The following is a 15,582-nucleotide window of genomic DNA, read 5'->3' on the forward strand; positions in this document are numbered from 1 at the left end:
AGTTGATCCACTGCATCGCCAGGCGAGCCGTATGCGATTGCCCTGCCCCGCTATCTGGACGACCGTTTCCAAAAGTCCTTGTCGTTTTCATGGACATGTCGGCCCTTGCGGTCTTCGTCCGCGATAGCGAGGGCTTTGCAGAAGTTGGGCCGACAAGGTCTAGGGGCGGCCATGTCTTATTCGAGTAGATTAGCTCTCGAAGCATCGAAGACGATGCAGGGCCGATGGGCCCGGCACCTGGGTTAGACAGGGTGCAGGGTGATCCACCGCTTGAGGTTCATGGCTGTAATTGCGAGGTAGAAGGCCGCCGAATTCCGGGCGAGGCCGCGGTGTCGTGCCCGCGAAAAGCGATAGGTTTTCTTCAAGAGCGCAAACAGCGGCTCGACCGGCGCCCGGAGATAGGAAATCAACTCATTCCGGCGGGTCATCCATGGGCGCATCGGGTGCCAACGGTTGGCTCGGCGTGCGATTCCATCGCGGATACCGAGAGCCTTTAACTTCTCGCGACGAGCATTGCTGTCATAGGCCTTGTCAGCATAGACGGTCTTCTCGTCTCCGCAGATCAATGCGTTGGCAGGTACGGAATCGTTGATATTGGCAGGCGTGAAGGTCGCCCGCCGAATGATGCGGCTGCCTTGATCCATTGCGACATGCGCCTTGTAGCCGAAGAAATATTTACCTTCCTTCTTCGTCCAGGCGGCTTCCGGATCGAGGGGGCTTCTGATCAGCTTGCTCGCGGGTCTGCCGTCGGCGTCTGGAGGTGAAGGAGTATCCGGCGGTTCGGGCGCATTGACGGCCGACTTGACCAGCGAGGCGTCGATTAGGGTGCCGCGCTTCAGAACAAAGCCGGACGCCTCGATTTGCGCCGTGATTAAGGCAAAGACGCGCTCGGCCAATCCGCTCTTGGCCAGTTGCTCGCGGAAACGCCACAGCGTGGAATGATCTGGTACCCGATCGGACAGGGACAGCCCCAGGAAGCGCCTGAACGACAGCCGATCGACCAAGGCTTCCTCAAGGCCCGGATCAGACAGGCCATACCATTGCTGCAGCAACAGCGCCTTCAGGAGCGCCAGCGAAGGATACGCTGGCGCGCCCATGGACCCGCTGCGCAAGACACTCAGCAGCGCCTCGACAGCACTCCAATCGACCAACTCCGCTACGCGCTGCAATCCGGCATTCGCGCGCACAGCATCTCTGACCAGGTCATCGGTAAAGCTCAATTGGCCGATCTGCCGCTCCGCCATGATCTTCTCCCGCGAATCTCCATCAGAAGAGAACCATCTGGCTGGACTTATGCAAAGCCCTCGCCTTCGCGGAACATGACGGCGTTGGAGACGGCAGGAGCTCCAACCAACACCGATGGCCGATCCTCGCGAAACGCTCGCCTAGCTCGTCCACCAGCGCCGCGTGGCCTGGCACGTCTCCAAGGCCCGCTGATAGCCGGTGCGGGCGCGCAGCCGCGTCATGTAGGCTTGCACCGGATCACCGAACACGACACCCGCGTTCTTGCGCGCCATCTCGAGGGCGTAGCCCACGGAAATGTCCGCCGCGGTGAACGCATCGCCCGCCATGTAGGGGGCGCGCTCCAGTCGTCTGGTCACCAGGCTCAATCGGGTCGTGAACACGTCCATCGCCTGACGCGCGCTCCAATTGTCGCGTTCGCTGTCCGGCGCAAGGTGCCGGGCGCCCGACACGAAAAAGAGCGAGGCAGCGAGGCCGGCCTCGCCGAGGTGAAGAAACTGCTGATAGGCGGGAAAGGCCGCATCCTGCGGTGGGGGCGCCAGTGGCGACGGCCCATACCGTCCCAGGATGTACTCCATGATCGCGATGGACTCGACCATCGTGACATCTCCATCGCGGATCGCGGGGATGAAGCCGGCGGGGTTGATCGCCAGGAACTCGGCATCGTTCTCGACCCCGGCCAGGAGATCCACGTCCCTGAGCCGGTACGGCAGCCCCATCTCCTCCAGCAGCCAGGCGACCCGGAAGCCTCTGCCCTCCCCGAACACTGTGATCATCGCTTACGCCGTCCTCGGTTGTCCGCTCCCAAGGACGACTATCCGTGGGCCAGCCCGACATGCGGCAGGATATTCTTTTCGGTTCCCTCGGCCACCGGCCGTCGTCGTCTGACGACCGCCATCGCCAAGCCGCTGCGCTCATGACGAGCGAGGCGCGATCCGGCCCGACCGGCGCATGCGCGCTGCTTTGGCCGGGCGCCGTGAAGGTCTTAGATTGTCGTGCGCTGCGACCGACCCTGGTTCATTCGAACAGCGGCGCCAGCTCCATCTGCGGCACCAGGACGAGGCCCTTGTCGGTGATGCGGATCTCCGGGATGACCGACAGCGGGATCAGGTTGAAGCCCATATAGGGAATGATGCAGCCGGCTTCGGTCCATTCCTTCTTCAGGAGCTTCACCTCCTCGGCGACCGCGGTGATGCGCTTGTCCGACAACAGGCCCGCGATCGGCAGCGGCACCATCGCCCTGACCTCGCCGTCGGCGACGACGCAGACGCCGCCTTGATAGCTGCCGATCGCGGCGACGGCGACCTGCATGTCGGCCTCGTTGGTGCCGGCGACGATGATGTTGTGGCTGTCATGGCCGACGCTCGACGCGACTGCGCCGCGCGTCAGGCCGAAATCCTTCAACAGCCCGTGCGCAACGTTGCCCGGCGATTTGCCGTGCCGCTCGATCACCGCGACGAAGCAGAGGCCGTGGCGCGCGAACAGCGTCTGCCAATCGCTCGCCGGCTCGATCGCAACCTTCTCATGGATCAAGGTGATGCCCGGCAGCGCCGTCTTGATCGTGTTCACCGTGCATGGCTGCGCCGGAAGCTGCGGCGTCAGGGTCATCTGTTGCGGCAGCTTCACCGTGACAAAGGCCGCCTTCGGATATTTATAGCGCTGCGACAGCGCCTGATCGAGAAGCGGCGTGATCTTCCCCTTGTCCACCACGAGCTCGCCGCCATACCAGGTCGATTGCGGCTTGAGGCCGTCGTCGAGCAGCACCAGGTCGGCGCGGCGGCCGCCGCCGAGGCCACCGATCTCGCCATCCATGGCGAAGCGCGTCGCGCCATGCAGCGAGCCCATCGACCACGCCTGCTCCGGCGACATCCCGGCCTTGACCGCCTCGCGCACCACCCAGTCGAGCCCGAACAGCATGAGATCGTCAGCGTCGCGATCGTCGGTGCAGACGGCGGTGCGCTTATGCGAGGCGCCGAGCTCGGTGATGGTGCGGATCGCCTGCGGCAGGCTGTGCCACGGGGTCGTGGGCGGGCCGCCGCGCAGAAAAATCCAGACGCCGGCATCGAGCAGGTCGTCGGCGATATCGCGGTCGATCGCCTCATGGGTGTCGGTGACGCCGCTCGCGGCGTAGGCGGCGACGAATTCGCGGCCATAGACATGGCCCGACACCGGCCGCCCCCGCTGCAGGGCCGCCGCGAGGATCGCATGGCTGCGCTCGTCGCCCATGACCACGGGCACGAAATCCATCTTCTCGCCGAGCGCCACCGCCTCCGGCCAGCGGTCGAACAGGCCGGCGATCTTGTCCGGCGTCAGATCGCCGCCGGCGGTCTCCAGCGCAGCGGACGTCGCCGGCACCGTCGAAGGTACGGTCAGGAAGATCGACAACGGCGCCTCGCGCGCATCTTCCAGCATGGCCTCGACGCCGGCCACGTCCATGACGTTGCCGATCTCGTGGCTGTCGCAGAAGATCGTCGTGGTGCCGTTGAGCAGCGCGGCCTCGGCATAGGCGCAGGCCGTGACCATCGAGGATTCGATGTGGATGTGCGGATCGACCAGACCCGGCGCGATGATGCCGCCGGCGGCGTCATGGATCGCGAAACCGCTGGGAAGCGCCTTGTGCGCGCCGGCTGGCTTCACCGCGGCCACCCGCCCGCCGGTGATCCAGAGCTCACGCGACGGGTGAATGCGCTCCGAATAGGTCGACAGCACCCGCGCGCCGGTGATGACGAGATCCGGCGCAACGCGGCCCGAGGCAACATCGGCCAGCCGGCGCGTCATCATGTGCAAGGGGGCGACGGAGAAGCGGGTGAGTTTGGTCATGGCAGGCTCGCTGAACGTGTCGGGGCAATCCGGCACGATCGTTGCGCGCGATCCCGGCGACGGCAAGCCCAAATAGGTCGGCAAGGCTGATTACGGCTTGAGCAGCCGGGTCCAGCCCTGAGTCGCGTGCGCCAACTGGCGCTGCACACAGAGCATGAGGACGCTGCCGGTCACGGCAGCGTCCTCATGGAGAGGCCGACGAGCACGTCGCATTCGATGGGGACGTCGCGGCGCGGCTCGAGATCCTTGATCGACGTCACGTCAAAAATGCCGGACCGTTCTTGATTGAGTTGCGCCGTCACCAGACTCCGATGATTGAGGGCCCATGCTCCCGACTGCTGACGTCGCAAGCAACCGAACTACGCGCCATGTCGATCATGGAACCTGCGCAGTCGCATTGTTGCGACTCCCTCCTCATCTAAACAGCTCAAATGCGGAACAAAGTCACCGAAGTGTGGCCCTAACATCGCATGCCCGGATAGGTTGCGGGCCCGATGCGGATTGCCGTTGCACATGAAACGAACAGAAGACTAAAAAAATAAGGCGTTTAGTTGGGGGGCAGCACATGCAAGGCGGACGGAAATCGAGCGAATGGTTTGCAACAGCGCGCTTCAGGGTCATCGCGGCCGCCACCAGCCTGCTGTTTGCACTTCCGTTGTCCAATGCGCGCGCTGACGAGAATGGCATCTCGTTCTGGCTGCCTGGACAATTCGGCAGCCTGGCTGCGCTGCCCGTGACTCCCGGCTGGTCGATGGGCATGGTGTATTACCACACCTCGGTCAGCGGATCTGGCGGGGTTGCTGCTTCGCGGGAGATCTCGACAGGCCGGTTTCCGCCGACCATCAATGTCAATCTCAATGTGAATTTGAATGCGCAGGCGGATATTCTGATCCTCGCGCCGACCTACACGTTCGCGACTCCCGTGCTTGGCGGGCAACTTGCCATGGGCCTGACCGGGACATTCGCCCGAAGCGCGGTCGACCTCAATGGCACCCTGACGACGAATGTCGGTCCCTTCGGAACCACGCGCAGCGGCAGTCTGACCGATACGCTTGTGTCGGTGGGCGATCTCTATCCGGTCATGTCGCTGAAATGGCACGATGGCGTGCATAACTGGATGACATATGTCACCGGCGACGTTCCTGTCGGAGACTATCAGCCGACCCGTCTCGCCAACACCGGAATTGGCCACGGCGCGATCGACGGCGGTGGCGGCTACACTTATCTCGACCTCGCCAAGGGGCTGGAGTTCTCCGGCGTCGCCGGCTTCACCTACAACTTCAAGAATCCGGATACGCAGTACCGGAGCGGGGTCGATTTCCATGTCGACTGGGGCGCCTCCAAGTTCCTCTCCAAGCACGCCTTTGTCGGACTCGTGGGATATGTCTACCAGCAAGTGACCGACGACTCCGGTCAGCATCCGATCCTCGGATCGTTCCGCTCGCGTGTCGCCGGCATCGGTCCGCAGTTCGGCTATCTGTTTCCGGTCGGAGACATGCAGGGCTACCTCAACGTCAAAGCCTATGGGGAATTTGCGGAGGCCAACCGGCCGGCCGGATGGAATACATGGCTGACATTCTCGATCTCTCAGGCCCCGCCCGCCAGTACCGTGAGCCCGACGCGCCACCGCTGAACTACGCGGCCGATCGAAGCTTCTCTTTTGCCGGATGGTTTCCTAACTGACGTCGCTGTTCTGCGAGCGAGCTCTTGTACCCACTTCCGTGCACACGGGCCTCACGGCTCCCGCCTCTCAGCCGGTCGACGCGCATAACCTTGAGGCACCTCAAATGCGATCCTGACGAGTGCTCTAACGCTGTTAGTCGCTCATAATCGGAGAACGCAGATGATCAAGGTGCTGGGGGCAATGGTGTCTTCGCTCGTACTGGCATGCGGGCTGCTTCCTGCGACAAGCGCCGAGGCAGCTCCCTGCATGGTCGTCACGCTGACCGGCACCAGCGGTCCGCCGCCCTACAGCGGCCTTGCCGGGCCCGGGACTTTCGTCCGCTATGGCGACGATGCCAATGATTGCAGGTCGGTCCTGATGCAGTTTGACGCGGGACGCGGCACCTTGATGCGGTTGTCGCAGATTGGCGTCGACGCCGCGCAACTCAATGCCGTCTTCATCACCCACATCCATTCCGATCATACCGAAGGGCTGTCGGACATCGCGCAGATGCGGTGGCTTTTCGGCATACCGAAAGCTCCAAAACTCGACGTGGTGTGCAGCACGGATGCGAAGTCGGCCGCCGGCTTCTCCATGAGCTGTAGCAAGCTCGTCGCGCATATCGACGACGCTTACGAAAAATCCGGCGAAACCGCCTATCGCGCGGACGAACTCAAGGGCGTGATCGATCCAGCCGGACCGGTTGCCGGCATGAAGGTCGTCACCTTCAAGCCCAAGGAAGATATCCAGATCGTCTGGACATCGGGTGACGTGAAGGTGAGCGCGATTCGAACGACCCACATCCCTGGGTCTGCAGCGTTTCGCGTCGATAGTCCTGCCGGCAGCGTGGTGATCGGCGGCGACGCCTCCAACGATGTGCAACAGCCGCCGCGCAAGACGTCGACCTCCGACCAGGTCGAACGGCTGGCCAAGGGCGCCGATATCGTCGTGCATACGACGATCCACCCGGTGCTGTCGCCCGAGCGAGGAAGCGGCGCGCCGCCCCCGGTCTATTATCGGCAGAGCAACGCGTCCGACCTCGGGGCGATGTCTCAGCGGGCCGGTGTCAAATACCTCATGCTGACTCATCTCGCCCCGGCACTCGGGGCGCCGACGCAGGGCACGGTGAAGGTCCCGGGCGGCCCCTTGAAGGAACAGGACTACATCAAGGCTGCGCAGGATGGCGGCTTCACCGGCACGATCGTCGTCGGCACCGACCTGGCGAGTGTGCGGCTGCCGGCAAAATGACGAGCAAGTCGATAGGACCGAGCGTCGCTGCAACTGCGGAGGAAACGAAATGAAGCTGCTTTCGACTGCGCTCACGGGCGTCGCTTTGGCGAGCGTGCTGACATTCGTCAGCCCGACGACGACAGAAGCGGCAGTCGTATATTGTCAGTATGTCGACTATCCCGTTGGCTGCGTCGTCAGACCGGGGGTCGTCCTGCGACCACGCCCGGTCGCAAGAGCGGTCGTTCGTCCCGGGCAGCCCATGAACCGGGGCGGTCCGGTCAATCGCGCGGGCCGTCGCTGATCCGGTTCACCCGAGCGGCACAGCGCTCCACGCATTGACCTCGGAGATCGTCGCAGGACGGACGGATCTTGCTCGGTCACGCGACCAGACAGCAAAACGCCGCCCCGGTTGCCCGGAGCGGCGTCATCGCTGGTTTGACTTATCGCGCGATCAGAGCAGCCCTGCCCCGCGCGCCCATTTGTACTTCGCGCCGAGCACTTCGACCGGCAGCTCGGTCGAATAGGCATAGGCCGGGATGCCGTTCTGATAGAGATATTCGGCGGCTTCCTCGACCTCGACGTCGCCGGCGAGCGAGGCGACGATCGGCTTGACGAAGCCCTTGGCCTCCATCTCCTTCTTCACCTCGACCATGTTGCGCGCGAACACCATCGGCGGGGTCACGATCGTGTGCCAGTAGCCGAGGATCAGCGCGTGGATGCGGTCGTCCGACAGGCCGAGCTTGACCGTGTTCACGTAGGTGATCGGCGGCTCACCACCGGTGATGTCGACCGGGTTGCCGGCGGCCCCGAACGGCGGGATGAACTTGCGGAACGCGGCATCGAGGTCGGCCGGCATTGTCATCAGCGACAGGCCGTTGTCGACCACGGCGTCGGACAGCAGCACGCCCGATCCGCCGGCACCAGTGATGATGACGACATTCTCGCCCTTCGGCGTCGGCAGCACCGGCACGCCGCGGGCGAATTCGAGCAGCTGGCGCAGGCTGCGGGCGCGGATGACGCCGGACTGCTTCAGCACGTCCTCGTAGATCTTGTCGTTGCCGGCGAGCGCGCCGGTGTGCGACGAGGCGGCCTTAGCTCCAGCAGACGTGCGGCCCGCCTTGAGCACGATGACCGGCTTCTTCTTGGAGACGCGCTTGGCGGCTTCCGCGAAGGCACGGCCGTCCTTGAGATCCTCGCAGTGCTGCGCGATCAGGTTGGTGTTGGGGTCCTGCTCGAAGAAGGCGAGCAGATCGTCCTCGTCGATATCAGACTTGTTGCCGAGGCCGACGATCGCCGACACGCCCATCTTGGCCGAGCGCGAGAAACCGATGATCGCCATGCCGATGCCGCCCGACTGCGACGACAGCGCGGCGTGGCCCTTGACGTCATAGGCGGTGCAGAAGGTCGCGCAGAGATTGGCCGGCGTGTAGTAGAAGCCGTAGATGTTCGGCCCCATCAGGCGGATGTTGTACTTCTTGCCGACCTCGACGATCTCGGCCTGCAGCTCCGGCGCGCCGGCTTCGGCAAAGCCCGACGGAATCAGCACCGCGCCAGGGATCTTCTTCTCGCCGCATTCGGCGAGCGCGGCTGCGACGAACTTCGCGGGAATCGCGAACACCGCGGTGTCGATGACGCCAGGCACGTCCTTGACGCTCTTATAGGCCTTGTAGCCGAGGATCTCGGAGGCCTTCGGGTGGATCGGATAGATCTCGCCCTTGTAGCCGCCATTGACCAGGTTCTTCATCACCGAGTTGCCGATCTTGCCGTCCTCGGCGGAGGCGCCGATCACGGCGACCGCCTGAGGCTTCATGATGCGGTTCATCGCGGTGACGATTTCGTCGTTCGAGCGCGGCGCCGGGCGCGGCTTGTAGTCGAAATCGACGACGATGCGGACGTCGGCGGCGATTGCGCCATTCTTGGTGGCAAACACCGGGTTGAGGTCGAGCTCGACGATCTCGGGGAAATCGCTGACCAGCTGCGACACCTTGACGATGACGTCCGACAGAGCCTCGCGGCTGACCGCGTCGCCGCCGCGCACGCCCTTCAGCATCTCGTGGGCCTGGATGCCGTCGAGCATCGACAGCGCGTCCTCCTTGGTGGCGGGCGCGAGGCGGAAGGTGACGTCCTTCAGCACCTCGACCAGCACGCCGCCGAGGCCGAAGGCCACCAGCTTGCCGAACGAGCCGTCGGTGATCGAGCCGACGATCACCTCGGTGCCGCCGGTCAGCATCTGCTGCACCTGGATGCCCTCGATCTTGGCGTCGGCCTTGTACTTCTTCGCATTCGCGAGAATGGTCTCGTAGGCCTTCTGCGCATCGTCGGCGGTCTTGACGCCGACGATGACGCCGCCCGCCTCGGTCTTATGGAGAATGTCCGGCGAGACGATCTTCATGACGACCGGGAAGCCCATGTCGCCGGCAATCCTGGCCGCCTCGGCCGCCGACTTCGCCAATCCCTCCTTCGGCACCGGAATGCCATAGGCGTCGCAGACCAGCTTGCCCTCGGGCGCGGTGAGGCTGGTGCGTTTATCCGCCTTCACCCGATCGAGTACGTCTCTGATCGTGGCCTTGGCGTTAGGGATGGCGTCAGACATGGGGCTTCCTCCTGGGGACTGGTCGTCGTTTATGGCATTTGGTATGCCAGAACCAAACTTTGTCAAGCGCGCCGAAGATGTGGAAACGCGGAAAAATAGGTCGCCTTGACAGTCTGGCATCTGGCATGCCAAAAATATTGGACGCAAAATGCTGTACACAGGCATCTCCCAAGGAGAGGAGATCGGTCTTGTCTACAGAGAAAACGAACAAGGCATTGCCCATCATGGCCGAGGCCGACATCGCGATCGCTCGCATCGCGCCGGAGACGAGCTTCAAGAACAAGGCCTATGAGGCCTTGAAAGAAGCCATTCTCAAGATGGACATCTACGCCTCGCCCGAGCCTGTGATGCTCGACGAGCGCGCTCTGTCCGAGCGCCTCGGTGTCAGCCGCACGCCGATCCGTGAAGCCATCGCGATGCTCGAGCAGGACGGTTTCGTGAAGACCGTACCGCGCCGTGGCATCGTCGTGGTGCGCCGGACCAAGACCGAGATCGTCGACATGATCCGCGCCTGGGCCGCGCTGGAGAGCATGGCCGCGCGCCTGATCACGACGATCGCGCGCAAGAAGGACATCACCGCGCTGCGCGACTATTTCAAGGATTTCGGCAAGGACCGTCCGCCGCAGGAGCACATCGAGGAATATTCCAAGGCGAACATCGCGTTTCATCAGGCGCTGATCTCGCTGTCGGAATCGCCGGTCCTGGTCGACATGACCAACGACATTCTGCTCCACGTGCGCGGCTACCGCCAGCTCACGATCGGCCGCACCGACCGTATCGCGGCGTCCCTGCCCGAGCATCTCGCGATCATCGAGGCGCTGGAGGAACGCAACACCGAGCTCGCCGAGAAGCGGGCCCGCGATCATACGCTTGGCCTTGCGACCTATGTCGAGACGCACGGCCAGGAATTATTCAGCTGACAGGTTCAATCAGAAGAAGACGCGGAATGCGCCTTCGCTACACGACCAGGGAGAGAGGCGCATGGCGCAGACTGCTTTGAAGACCGAGGCGGACACCCACGAGGAGCTCACCGACGGCTTCCATCTCGTCATCGACGCGATGAAGCTGAACGGCATCGACACGATTTACAACGTGCCGGGAATTCCGATCACCGATCTCGGTCGCATGGCGCAGGCTGAAGGCATTCGCGTCCTCTCCTTCCGTCACGAGCAGAACGCCGGCTATGCCGCGGCGATCGCCGGCTTCCTGACCAAGAAGCCGGGCGTCTGCCTGACCGTGTCCGCGCCCGGCTTCCTCAACGGCCTGACCGCGCTGGCGCACGCCACCACCAACTGCTTCCCGATGATCCTGGTCTCCGGCTCGTCGGAGCGCGAGATCGTCGACCTGCAACAGGGCGACTATGAGGAGATGGATCAGCTCGCGATCGCCAAGCCGCTTTGCAAGGCGGCGTTCCGCGTGCTGCACGCCCAGGACATCGGCATCGGTTTCGCCCGCGCCATCCGCGCCGCGGTCTCGGGCCGTCCGGGCGGCGTCTATCTCGACCTGCCGGCCAAACTGTTCGGCCAGGTGATGAACGCGCAGGCCGGCGCGGCCTCGCTGGTCAAGGTGATCGATCCGGCGCCGGCGCAGATCCCCTCGCCCGACTCGGTCAAGCGCGCGCTTGAACTGCTGAAGAATGCCAAACGCCCGCTGATCATCCTTGGCAAGGGCGCGGCCTACGCGCAGGCCGACGAAGCCATCAAGACCTTCGTCGAGAAGAGCGGCGCGCCGTTCCTGCCGATGAGCATGGCCAAGGGCCTGCTGCCCGACCTGCATCCGCAATGCGCCGGCGCGGCGCGCTCGACCGTGCTGAAGGACTCAGACGTCGTCATGCTGATCGGCGCCCGCCTCAACTGGCTGTTGTCGCACGGCAAGGGCAAGAGCTGGGGCGATCAGCCGAAGAAGTTCATCCAGGTCGACATCGAGCCGAAGGAGATGGACTCCAACGTCGAGATCGCCGCCCCTGTGGTCGGCGACATCGGCTCGGTCGTCTCGGCCTTCTCGGACGCGATGGGCAGCAACTGGACCAAGGCTCCGGTCGAGTGGCTGAGCGCCGTGCAGAAGAAGCGCGAGGACAACGTCGCCAAGATGGCGCCGCGGCTGATGAACAACAACTCGCCGATGGACTATCACGGCGCGCTCGGCGTGCTCCGCACCATCATCAAGGAGCGTCCCGACGCGATCCTGGTCAACGAGGGCGCCAACACGCTCGATCTCGCCCGCGGCGTCATCGACATGTACCAGCCGCGCAAGCGGCTCGACGTCGGCACCTGGGGCGTGATGGGCATCGGCATGGGCTCGGCGATCGCCGCGGCCGTCGAGACCGGTAAGCCGGTGCTGGCGATCGAAGGCGACAGCGCCTTCGGCTTCTCCGGCATGGAGGTCGAGACCATCTGCCGTTACAATCTGCCGATCTGCGTCGTGATCTTCAACAATGACGGCATCTATCGCGGCACCGACCAGAATTCGGCGGGCACCGATCCGGCGACCACCGTGTTCGTCAAGGGCGCGCGCTACGACAAGATGATGGAGGCTTTCGGCGGCGTCGGTGTCAACGCCACGTCCCCGGACGAGCTGAAGCGCGCCGTCAACGAAGCGATGGATTCCGGCAAGCCGACCTTGATCAACGCCGTGATCGATCCCGCAGCCGGATCGGAGAGCGGCCGCATCGGCAACCTCAATCCGCAGAGCGTGCTGACCAAGAAGAAGTAAGGCCACCCGCAAGACATCACCTGCCCGCGAGATGCGGGATGACCAATCGTTACGGAGAGCAACACATGACCAAGGCGCTCGAGGGCGTTCGCATTCTCGACTTCACCCACGTCCAGTCCGGACCGACCTGCACCCAGTTGCTGGCCTGGTTCGGCGCCGACGTGATCAAGGTCGAGCGGCCGGGCGTGGGCGACATCACCCGCGGCCAGCTGCAGGACATTCCCAACGTGGACAGCCTGTATTTCACGATGCTGAACCACAACAAGCGGTCGATCACGCTCGACACCAAGAACCCCAAGGGCAAGGAGGTTCTGACCGAGCTGATCAAGAAGTGCGACGTGCTGGTCGAGAATTTCGGCCCCGGCGTGCTCGATCGCATGGGCTTCCCCTGGGAGAAGATCCAGGCCATCAACCCGAAGATGATCGTCGCCTCGATCAAAGGTTTCGGCCCTGGCCCCTACGAGGACTGCAAGGTCTACGAGAATGTCGCGCAGTGCACCGGCGGCGCCGCCTCGACCACCGGCTTCCGTGACGGCCTGCCGCTGGTCACCGGCGCGCAGATCGGCGATTCCGGCACCGGCCTGCACCTCGCGCTCGGCATCGTCACCGCGCTCTATCAGCGCACCCATACCGGCAAGGGCCAGCGCGTCACGGCTGCGATGCAGGACGGCGTGCTCAACCTCTGCCGCGTCAAGCTGCGTGACCAGCAGCGTCTCGAGCGCGGGCCGCTGAAGGAATACAGCCAGTTCGGCGAGGGCGTGCCGTTCGGCGATGCCGTGCCGCGCGCCGGCAACGATTCCGGCGGTGGCCAGCCCGGCCGCATCCTGAAATGCAAGGGCTGGGAGACCGACCCGAACGCCTACATCTACTTCATCACCCAGGCCCCGGTCTGGGAGAAGATCTGCGACGTGATCGGCGAGCCCACCTGGAAGACCGATCCGAACTACGCCAAGCCCGCCGCCCGCCTGCCGCGCCTGAACGAGATCTTCGGCCGCATCGAGCAGTGGACCATGACCAAGACCAAGTTCGAGGCCATGGACATCCTCAACGAGTTCGACATCCCCTGCGGCCCGATCCTGTCGATGAAGGAGATCGCCGAGGACGAGTCGCTGCGCAAGACCGGCACGCTGGTCGAGGTCGACCATCCGACTCGCGGCAAGTATCTGTCGGTCGGCAACCCGATCAAGCTCTCGGACAGCCCGGCCGATGTCACCCGCTCGCCCCTCCTCGGCGAGCACACCGACGAGATCCTGCGCCAGGTGCTGGGCTTCAGCGATCACCAGGTCGCCGAGATCCACGACTCCGGCGCGCTCGATCCGCCGCGCAAGGAAGCCGCGGAGTAAGCGGGCGTAGCGACAGAGAGACGCACCTGCCTCCCATCGACATCAAGCCGCCGGCATCGTCCGGCGGCTTTTTTGATTCTCGCTGATTCTCCAATTCGGTGGATCGATCTCTCCGTCCCACAGCGACGAATACGTCGGTCGTGTTGCGCCAGCCGATCGCCACCGTCAAGAATGCCTGGAATATGGGACGCGTGGAGGTGACGAGGTCGTCGCCGCCTCGCCTGCTTGTGAACCGCACGCGACGTCCCTCGGTGGTCCACTGGTTACAATACAACTGGCGGTTCATTGTCCTGTCAAGCGTCTGGCTTTCATTGGTGGCACGCGTAGCGTATGCGCGAGATGCCGCGATTAGCTGGGACAGCTATTACACTGCCGTGTCATATTGCCGGACGATCTGGTCGGGAAGTCCCCTGACGCTCAGCCCGGACAAGCGCATCCTGTGCTTCGACGCGTCGATGCTTCCAAACCTCGACGTCTCGCTGGCAAAAGAGCTCGCGTCAGGCTGGCTCTTCGTCGTCCGCAGCGCTGGCGGGAGGGAAGACAAGGCCCTGGAACTCGCCGATGTCATTCGCGACCGGCACGCTACGGTCGTCGTCTATGACTATTGTATCTCGGCCTGCGCTGAATTCATCATCACCGCTCCCGACCACACTTTCGTGCTCAAGGACGCGCTCGTGCTCTGGCACAATCCCAGCAGCAGCGACCCCGCCGATCCGTATTGTGCATTCCTCAAGACGCCGAGTGAAGGTGGTCCGAGAATGTTGCGGCGTGGACCATGTCAGGAGGGCCGCGCCCCTGTGGAACACTCATCGCCGCGTTTGACCCGATTTCTCCGCGAGAGAGCGATCGACCCCTATTTTGTGATGCCACCGGACAGCATCTATGTGAGACAACGCGTGACCGGCCTTTACGAACAAACGGGGGTGGACCGCGACATCCTATGGACGCTCAACCCGAGATATTATCCGCGCCTGTTCAAGGCGAACATCGTCTTTGAAGACTATCCTCAAAGTCAGGAAGAAGTCGATGCTATCGTTGCCCGATTGGGCATCAAAACCAAAATCATCTATGATCCGTGAGAAACCCACGCTCTCCGTCGGAGACGTATTTTGCGGCGCTGAGAACGCGTGAGCTGGAATGGGGATCAACGCTCCGCTGACGCTGGACGGGCTACCTGCCGAATATTCCGCCCACCACGCGGTGCATCGCGCCGCCGATCGCGCCGATGGGGCCTCCGACATTGCGCGAGGAGCGCGCATGTCCCCCGGCGGAACGACGGGCTTGACGGTCGGATCTCGCTGCCTCCGTGGCTGCGTCCATCAGGACCTTGTGCTGGGCGGCATTGAGGAAGCCGGTCGCGGGATAACCGCGTTCCTCCTGCCAGCGCGCGATGACCGCGCGGGTCTGGTCGTCGAACGTCCCGTTGATCTTGGTGCCGAACCCGAGCCGGGTCAGCCCCCGCTGCACCGCACGCCGCTTGGCCTTGGTCAGGCCGATCTGGTTCTCGGTCTGCTGATCTGCGTCCGCGGTAGCGACCGCAGTCTCGGCGGGGGCGCCCGATTCACGAGGCGAACTGCTCAGACCAGCGTTCGCACCATGCGCGCCCGCGATGATCGTCAGGATGGACAATGCCAGGATCAAGGCGCGCATGGCCCTTCCCTCCCCCTCAGGTCTGCCGATGATTCGCTCTACCATGAGAGACAGAGCGCAATCCCGCATCGGTGCAGAGTAACCGCCATCCGTCCTGCACGGTTCCCACGGCTGGCGCCGATTGTTACATCGCACCGCACGCTGGCCATAGGACCGCGGCAAAACCTGGGCGTCTTGGCGAAGATGGTCTGAATGCCTCTGCGGACAACGAGATCTGCTGGCCTCGTCAGTGAGCCCTCCTGGAAGACTGCCCCGAACGACGCCAAGCAGGCCGCCCGCCGCGTCTGAACGAGATGGCCGGGTCGAGCGGTGGATCAAGACCAGGACCA

Annotated in this window: 13 protein-coding genes; 7 read left to right on the forward strand and 6 right to left on the reverse strand. The window is 63.8% G+C overall.

The annotated features are described in order from the left end of the window. Window positions 1–242: 242 nt before the first annotated feature. The 4 genes from ACVIJ6_RS34630 to ACVIJ6_RS34645 form a co-directional block, all read right to left on the reverse strand. Entirely contained in the window at window positions 243–1,244 is a 1,002-nt protein-coding gene (locus ACVIJ6_RS34630) for an IS5 family transposase (protein WP_456772279.1), read from the reverse strand. Between the two features lie 141 nt (window positions 1,245–1,385). Further along, the gene (locus ACVIJ6_RS34635; protein WP_456776413.1) at window positions 1,386–2,018 is read right to left on the reverse strand and encodes a glutathione S-transferase family protein; all 633 of its coding nucleotides are present in this window, start codon (window positions 2,016–2,018) and stop codon (window positions 1,386–1,388) included. A 241-nt stretch (window positions 2,019–2,259) separates the two neighbouring features. Continuing rightward, window positions 2,260–4,062 (reverse strand): adenine deaminase, encoded by a 1,803-nt coding sequence (locus ACVIJ6_RS34640; protein WP_456776414.1) that lies wholly within the window; start codon window positions 4,060–4,062, stop codon window positions 2,260–2,262. Window positions 4,063–4,232: 170 nt separating this feature from the next. Continuing rightward, the gene (locus ACVIJ6_RS34645) at window positions 4,233–4,364 is read right to left on the reverse strand and encodes a hypothetical protein (RefSeq protein WP_456776415.1); all 132 of its coding nucleotides are present in this window, start codon (window positions 4,362–4,364) and stop codon (window positions 4,233–4,235) included. A 263-nt stretch (window positions 4,365–4,627) separates the two neighbouring features. Between ACVIJ6_RS34645 and ACVIJ6_RS34650 the strand changes: the two genes are divergently transcribed. The 3 genes from ACVIJ6_RS34650 to ACVIJ6_RS34660 all read left to right on the forward strand — a co-directional run bounded on the left by ACVIJ6_RS34650 (window position 4,628) and on the right by ACVIJ6_RS34660 (window position 7,256). Beyond that, complete coding sequence (locus ACVIJ6_RS34650; protein ID WP_456776416.1) at window positions 4,628–5,695, forward strand: SphA family protein; 1,068 nt, start codon at window positions 4,628–4,630, stop codon at window positions 5,693–5,695. A 210-nt stretch (window positions 5,696–5,905) separates the two neighbouring features. Continuing rightward, window positions 5,906–6,973, forward strand: a complete 1,068-nt coding sequence (locus ACVIJ6_RS34655) for an MBL fold metallo-hydrolase (RefSeq protein WP_456776417.1) — start codon at window positions 5,906–5,908, stop codon at window positions 6,971–6,973. 49 nt (window positions 6,974–7,022) lie between these two features. Then, window positions 7,023–7,256 (forward strand): hypothetical protein, encoded by a 234-nt coding sequence (locus ACVIJ6_RS34660; RefSeq protein ID WP_456776418.1) that lies wholly within the window; start codon window positions 7,023–7,025, stop codon window positions 7,254–7,256. A 150-nt stretch (window positions 7,257–7,406) separates the two neighbouring features. On the opposite strand, the gene ACVIJ6_RS34665 is transcribed toward ACVIJ6_RS34660, so the two are convergent. After that, window positions 7,407–9,548 (reverse strand): acetate--CoA ligase family protein, encoded by a 2,142-nt coding sequence (locus ACVIJ6_RS34665; RefSeq protein WP_172236630.1) that lies wholly within the window; start codon window positions 9,546–9,548, stop codon window positions 7,407–7,409. Window positions 9,549–9,772: 224 nt separating this feature from the next. Here ACVIJ6_RS34665 and ACVIJ6_RS34670 point away from each other — a divergent pair, with 224 nt between their 5' ends. From ACVIJ6_RS34670 to ACVIJ6_RS34685, 4 genes are all read left to right on the forward strand, one after another. Continuing rightward, the gene (locus tag ACVIJ6_RS34670; protein WP_456777145.1) at window positions 9,773–10,468 is read left to right on the forward strand and encodes a GntR family transcriptional regulator; all 696 of its coding nucleotides are present in this window, start codon (window positions 9,773–9,775) and stop codon (window positions 10,466–10,468) included. Between the two features lie 61 nt (window positions 10,469–10,529). Next, entirely contained in the window at window positions 10,530–12,260 is a 1,731-nt protein-coding gene (gene oxc, locus ACVIJ6_RS34675; protein ID WP_456776419.1) for an oxalyl-CoA decarboxylase, read from the forward strand. A gap of 65 nt (window positions 12,261–12,325) precedes the next feature. After that, on the forward strand, window positions 12,326–13,603 hold the full coding sequence (frc, locus tag ACVIJ6_RS34680; protein WP_456776420.1) for a formyl-CoA transferase: 1,278 nt from the start codon (window positions 12,326–12,328) through the stop codon (window positions 13,601–13,603). A 140-nt stretch (window positions 13,604–13,743) separates the two neighbouring features. Further along, window positions 13,744–14,682, forward strand: a complete 939-nt coding sequence (locus ACVIJ6_RS34685; protein WP_456776421.1) for a hypothetical protein — start codon at window positions 13,744–13,746, stop codon at window positions 14,680–14,682. A 91-nt stretch (window positions 14,683–14,773) separates the two neighbouring features. Here ACVIJ6_RS34685 and ACVIJ6_RS34690 read toward each other — a convergent pair whose 3' ends face one another. Beyond that, complete coding sequence (locus ACVIJ6_RS34690; RefSeq protein ID WP_456776422.1) at window positions 14,774–15,253, reverse strand: peptidoglycan-binding domain-containing protein; 480 nt, start codon at window positions 15,251–15,253, stop codon at window positions 14,774–14,776. Between the last annotated feature and the right edge of the window lie 329 nt (window positions 15,254–15,582).

Source organism: Bradyrhizobium sp. USDA 4369, assembly GCF_054056435.1.

Coding starts and splice junctions, on each gene's coding strand:
- ACVIJ6_RS34670 (WP_456777145.1), top strand. CDS start 9,773: ATGGCCGAGGCCGACATCGCGATCGCTCGCATCGCGCCGGAGACGAGC.
- ACVIJ6_RS34640 (WP_456776414.1), bottom strand. CDS start 4,062: ATGACCAAACTCACCCGCTTCTCCGTCGCCCCCTTGCACATGATGACG.
- ACVIJ6_RS34655 (WP_456776417.1), top strand. CDS start 5,906: ATGATCAAGGTGCTGGGGGCAATGGTGTCTTCGCTCGTACTGGCATGC.
- ACVIJ6_RS34650 (WP_456776416.1), top strand. CDS start 4,628: ATGCAAGGCGGACGGAAATCGAGCGAATGGTTTGCAACAGCGCGCTTC.
- ACVIJ6_RS34660 (WP_456776418.1), top strand. CDS start 7,023: ATGAAGCTGCTTTCGACTGCGCTCACGGGCGTCGCTTTGGCGAGCGTG.
- ACVIJ6_RS34635 (WP_456776413.1), bottom strand. CDS start 2,018: ATGATCACAGTGTTCGGGGAGGGCAGAGGCTTCCGGGTCGCCTGGCTG.
- ACVIJ6_RS34630 (WP_456772279.1), bottom strand. CDS start 1,244: ATGGCGGAGCGGCAGATCGGCCAATTGAGCTTTACCGATGACCTGGTC.
- ACVIJ6_RS34690 (WP_456776422.1), bottom strand. CDS start 15,253: ATGCGCGCCTTGATCCTGGCATTGTCCATCCTGACGATCATCGCGGGC.
- ACVIJ6_RS34665 (WP_172236630.1), bottom strand. CDS start 9,548: ATGTCTGACGCCATCCCTAACGCCAAGGCCACGATCAGAGACGTACTC.
- frc (WP_456776420.1), top strand. CDS start 12,326: ATGACCAAGGCGCTCGAGGGCGTTCGCATTCTCGACTTCACCCACGTC.
- oxc (WP_456776419.1), top strand. CDS start 10,530: ATGGCGCAGACTGCTTTGAAGACCGAGGCGGACACCCACGAGGAGCTC.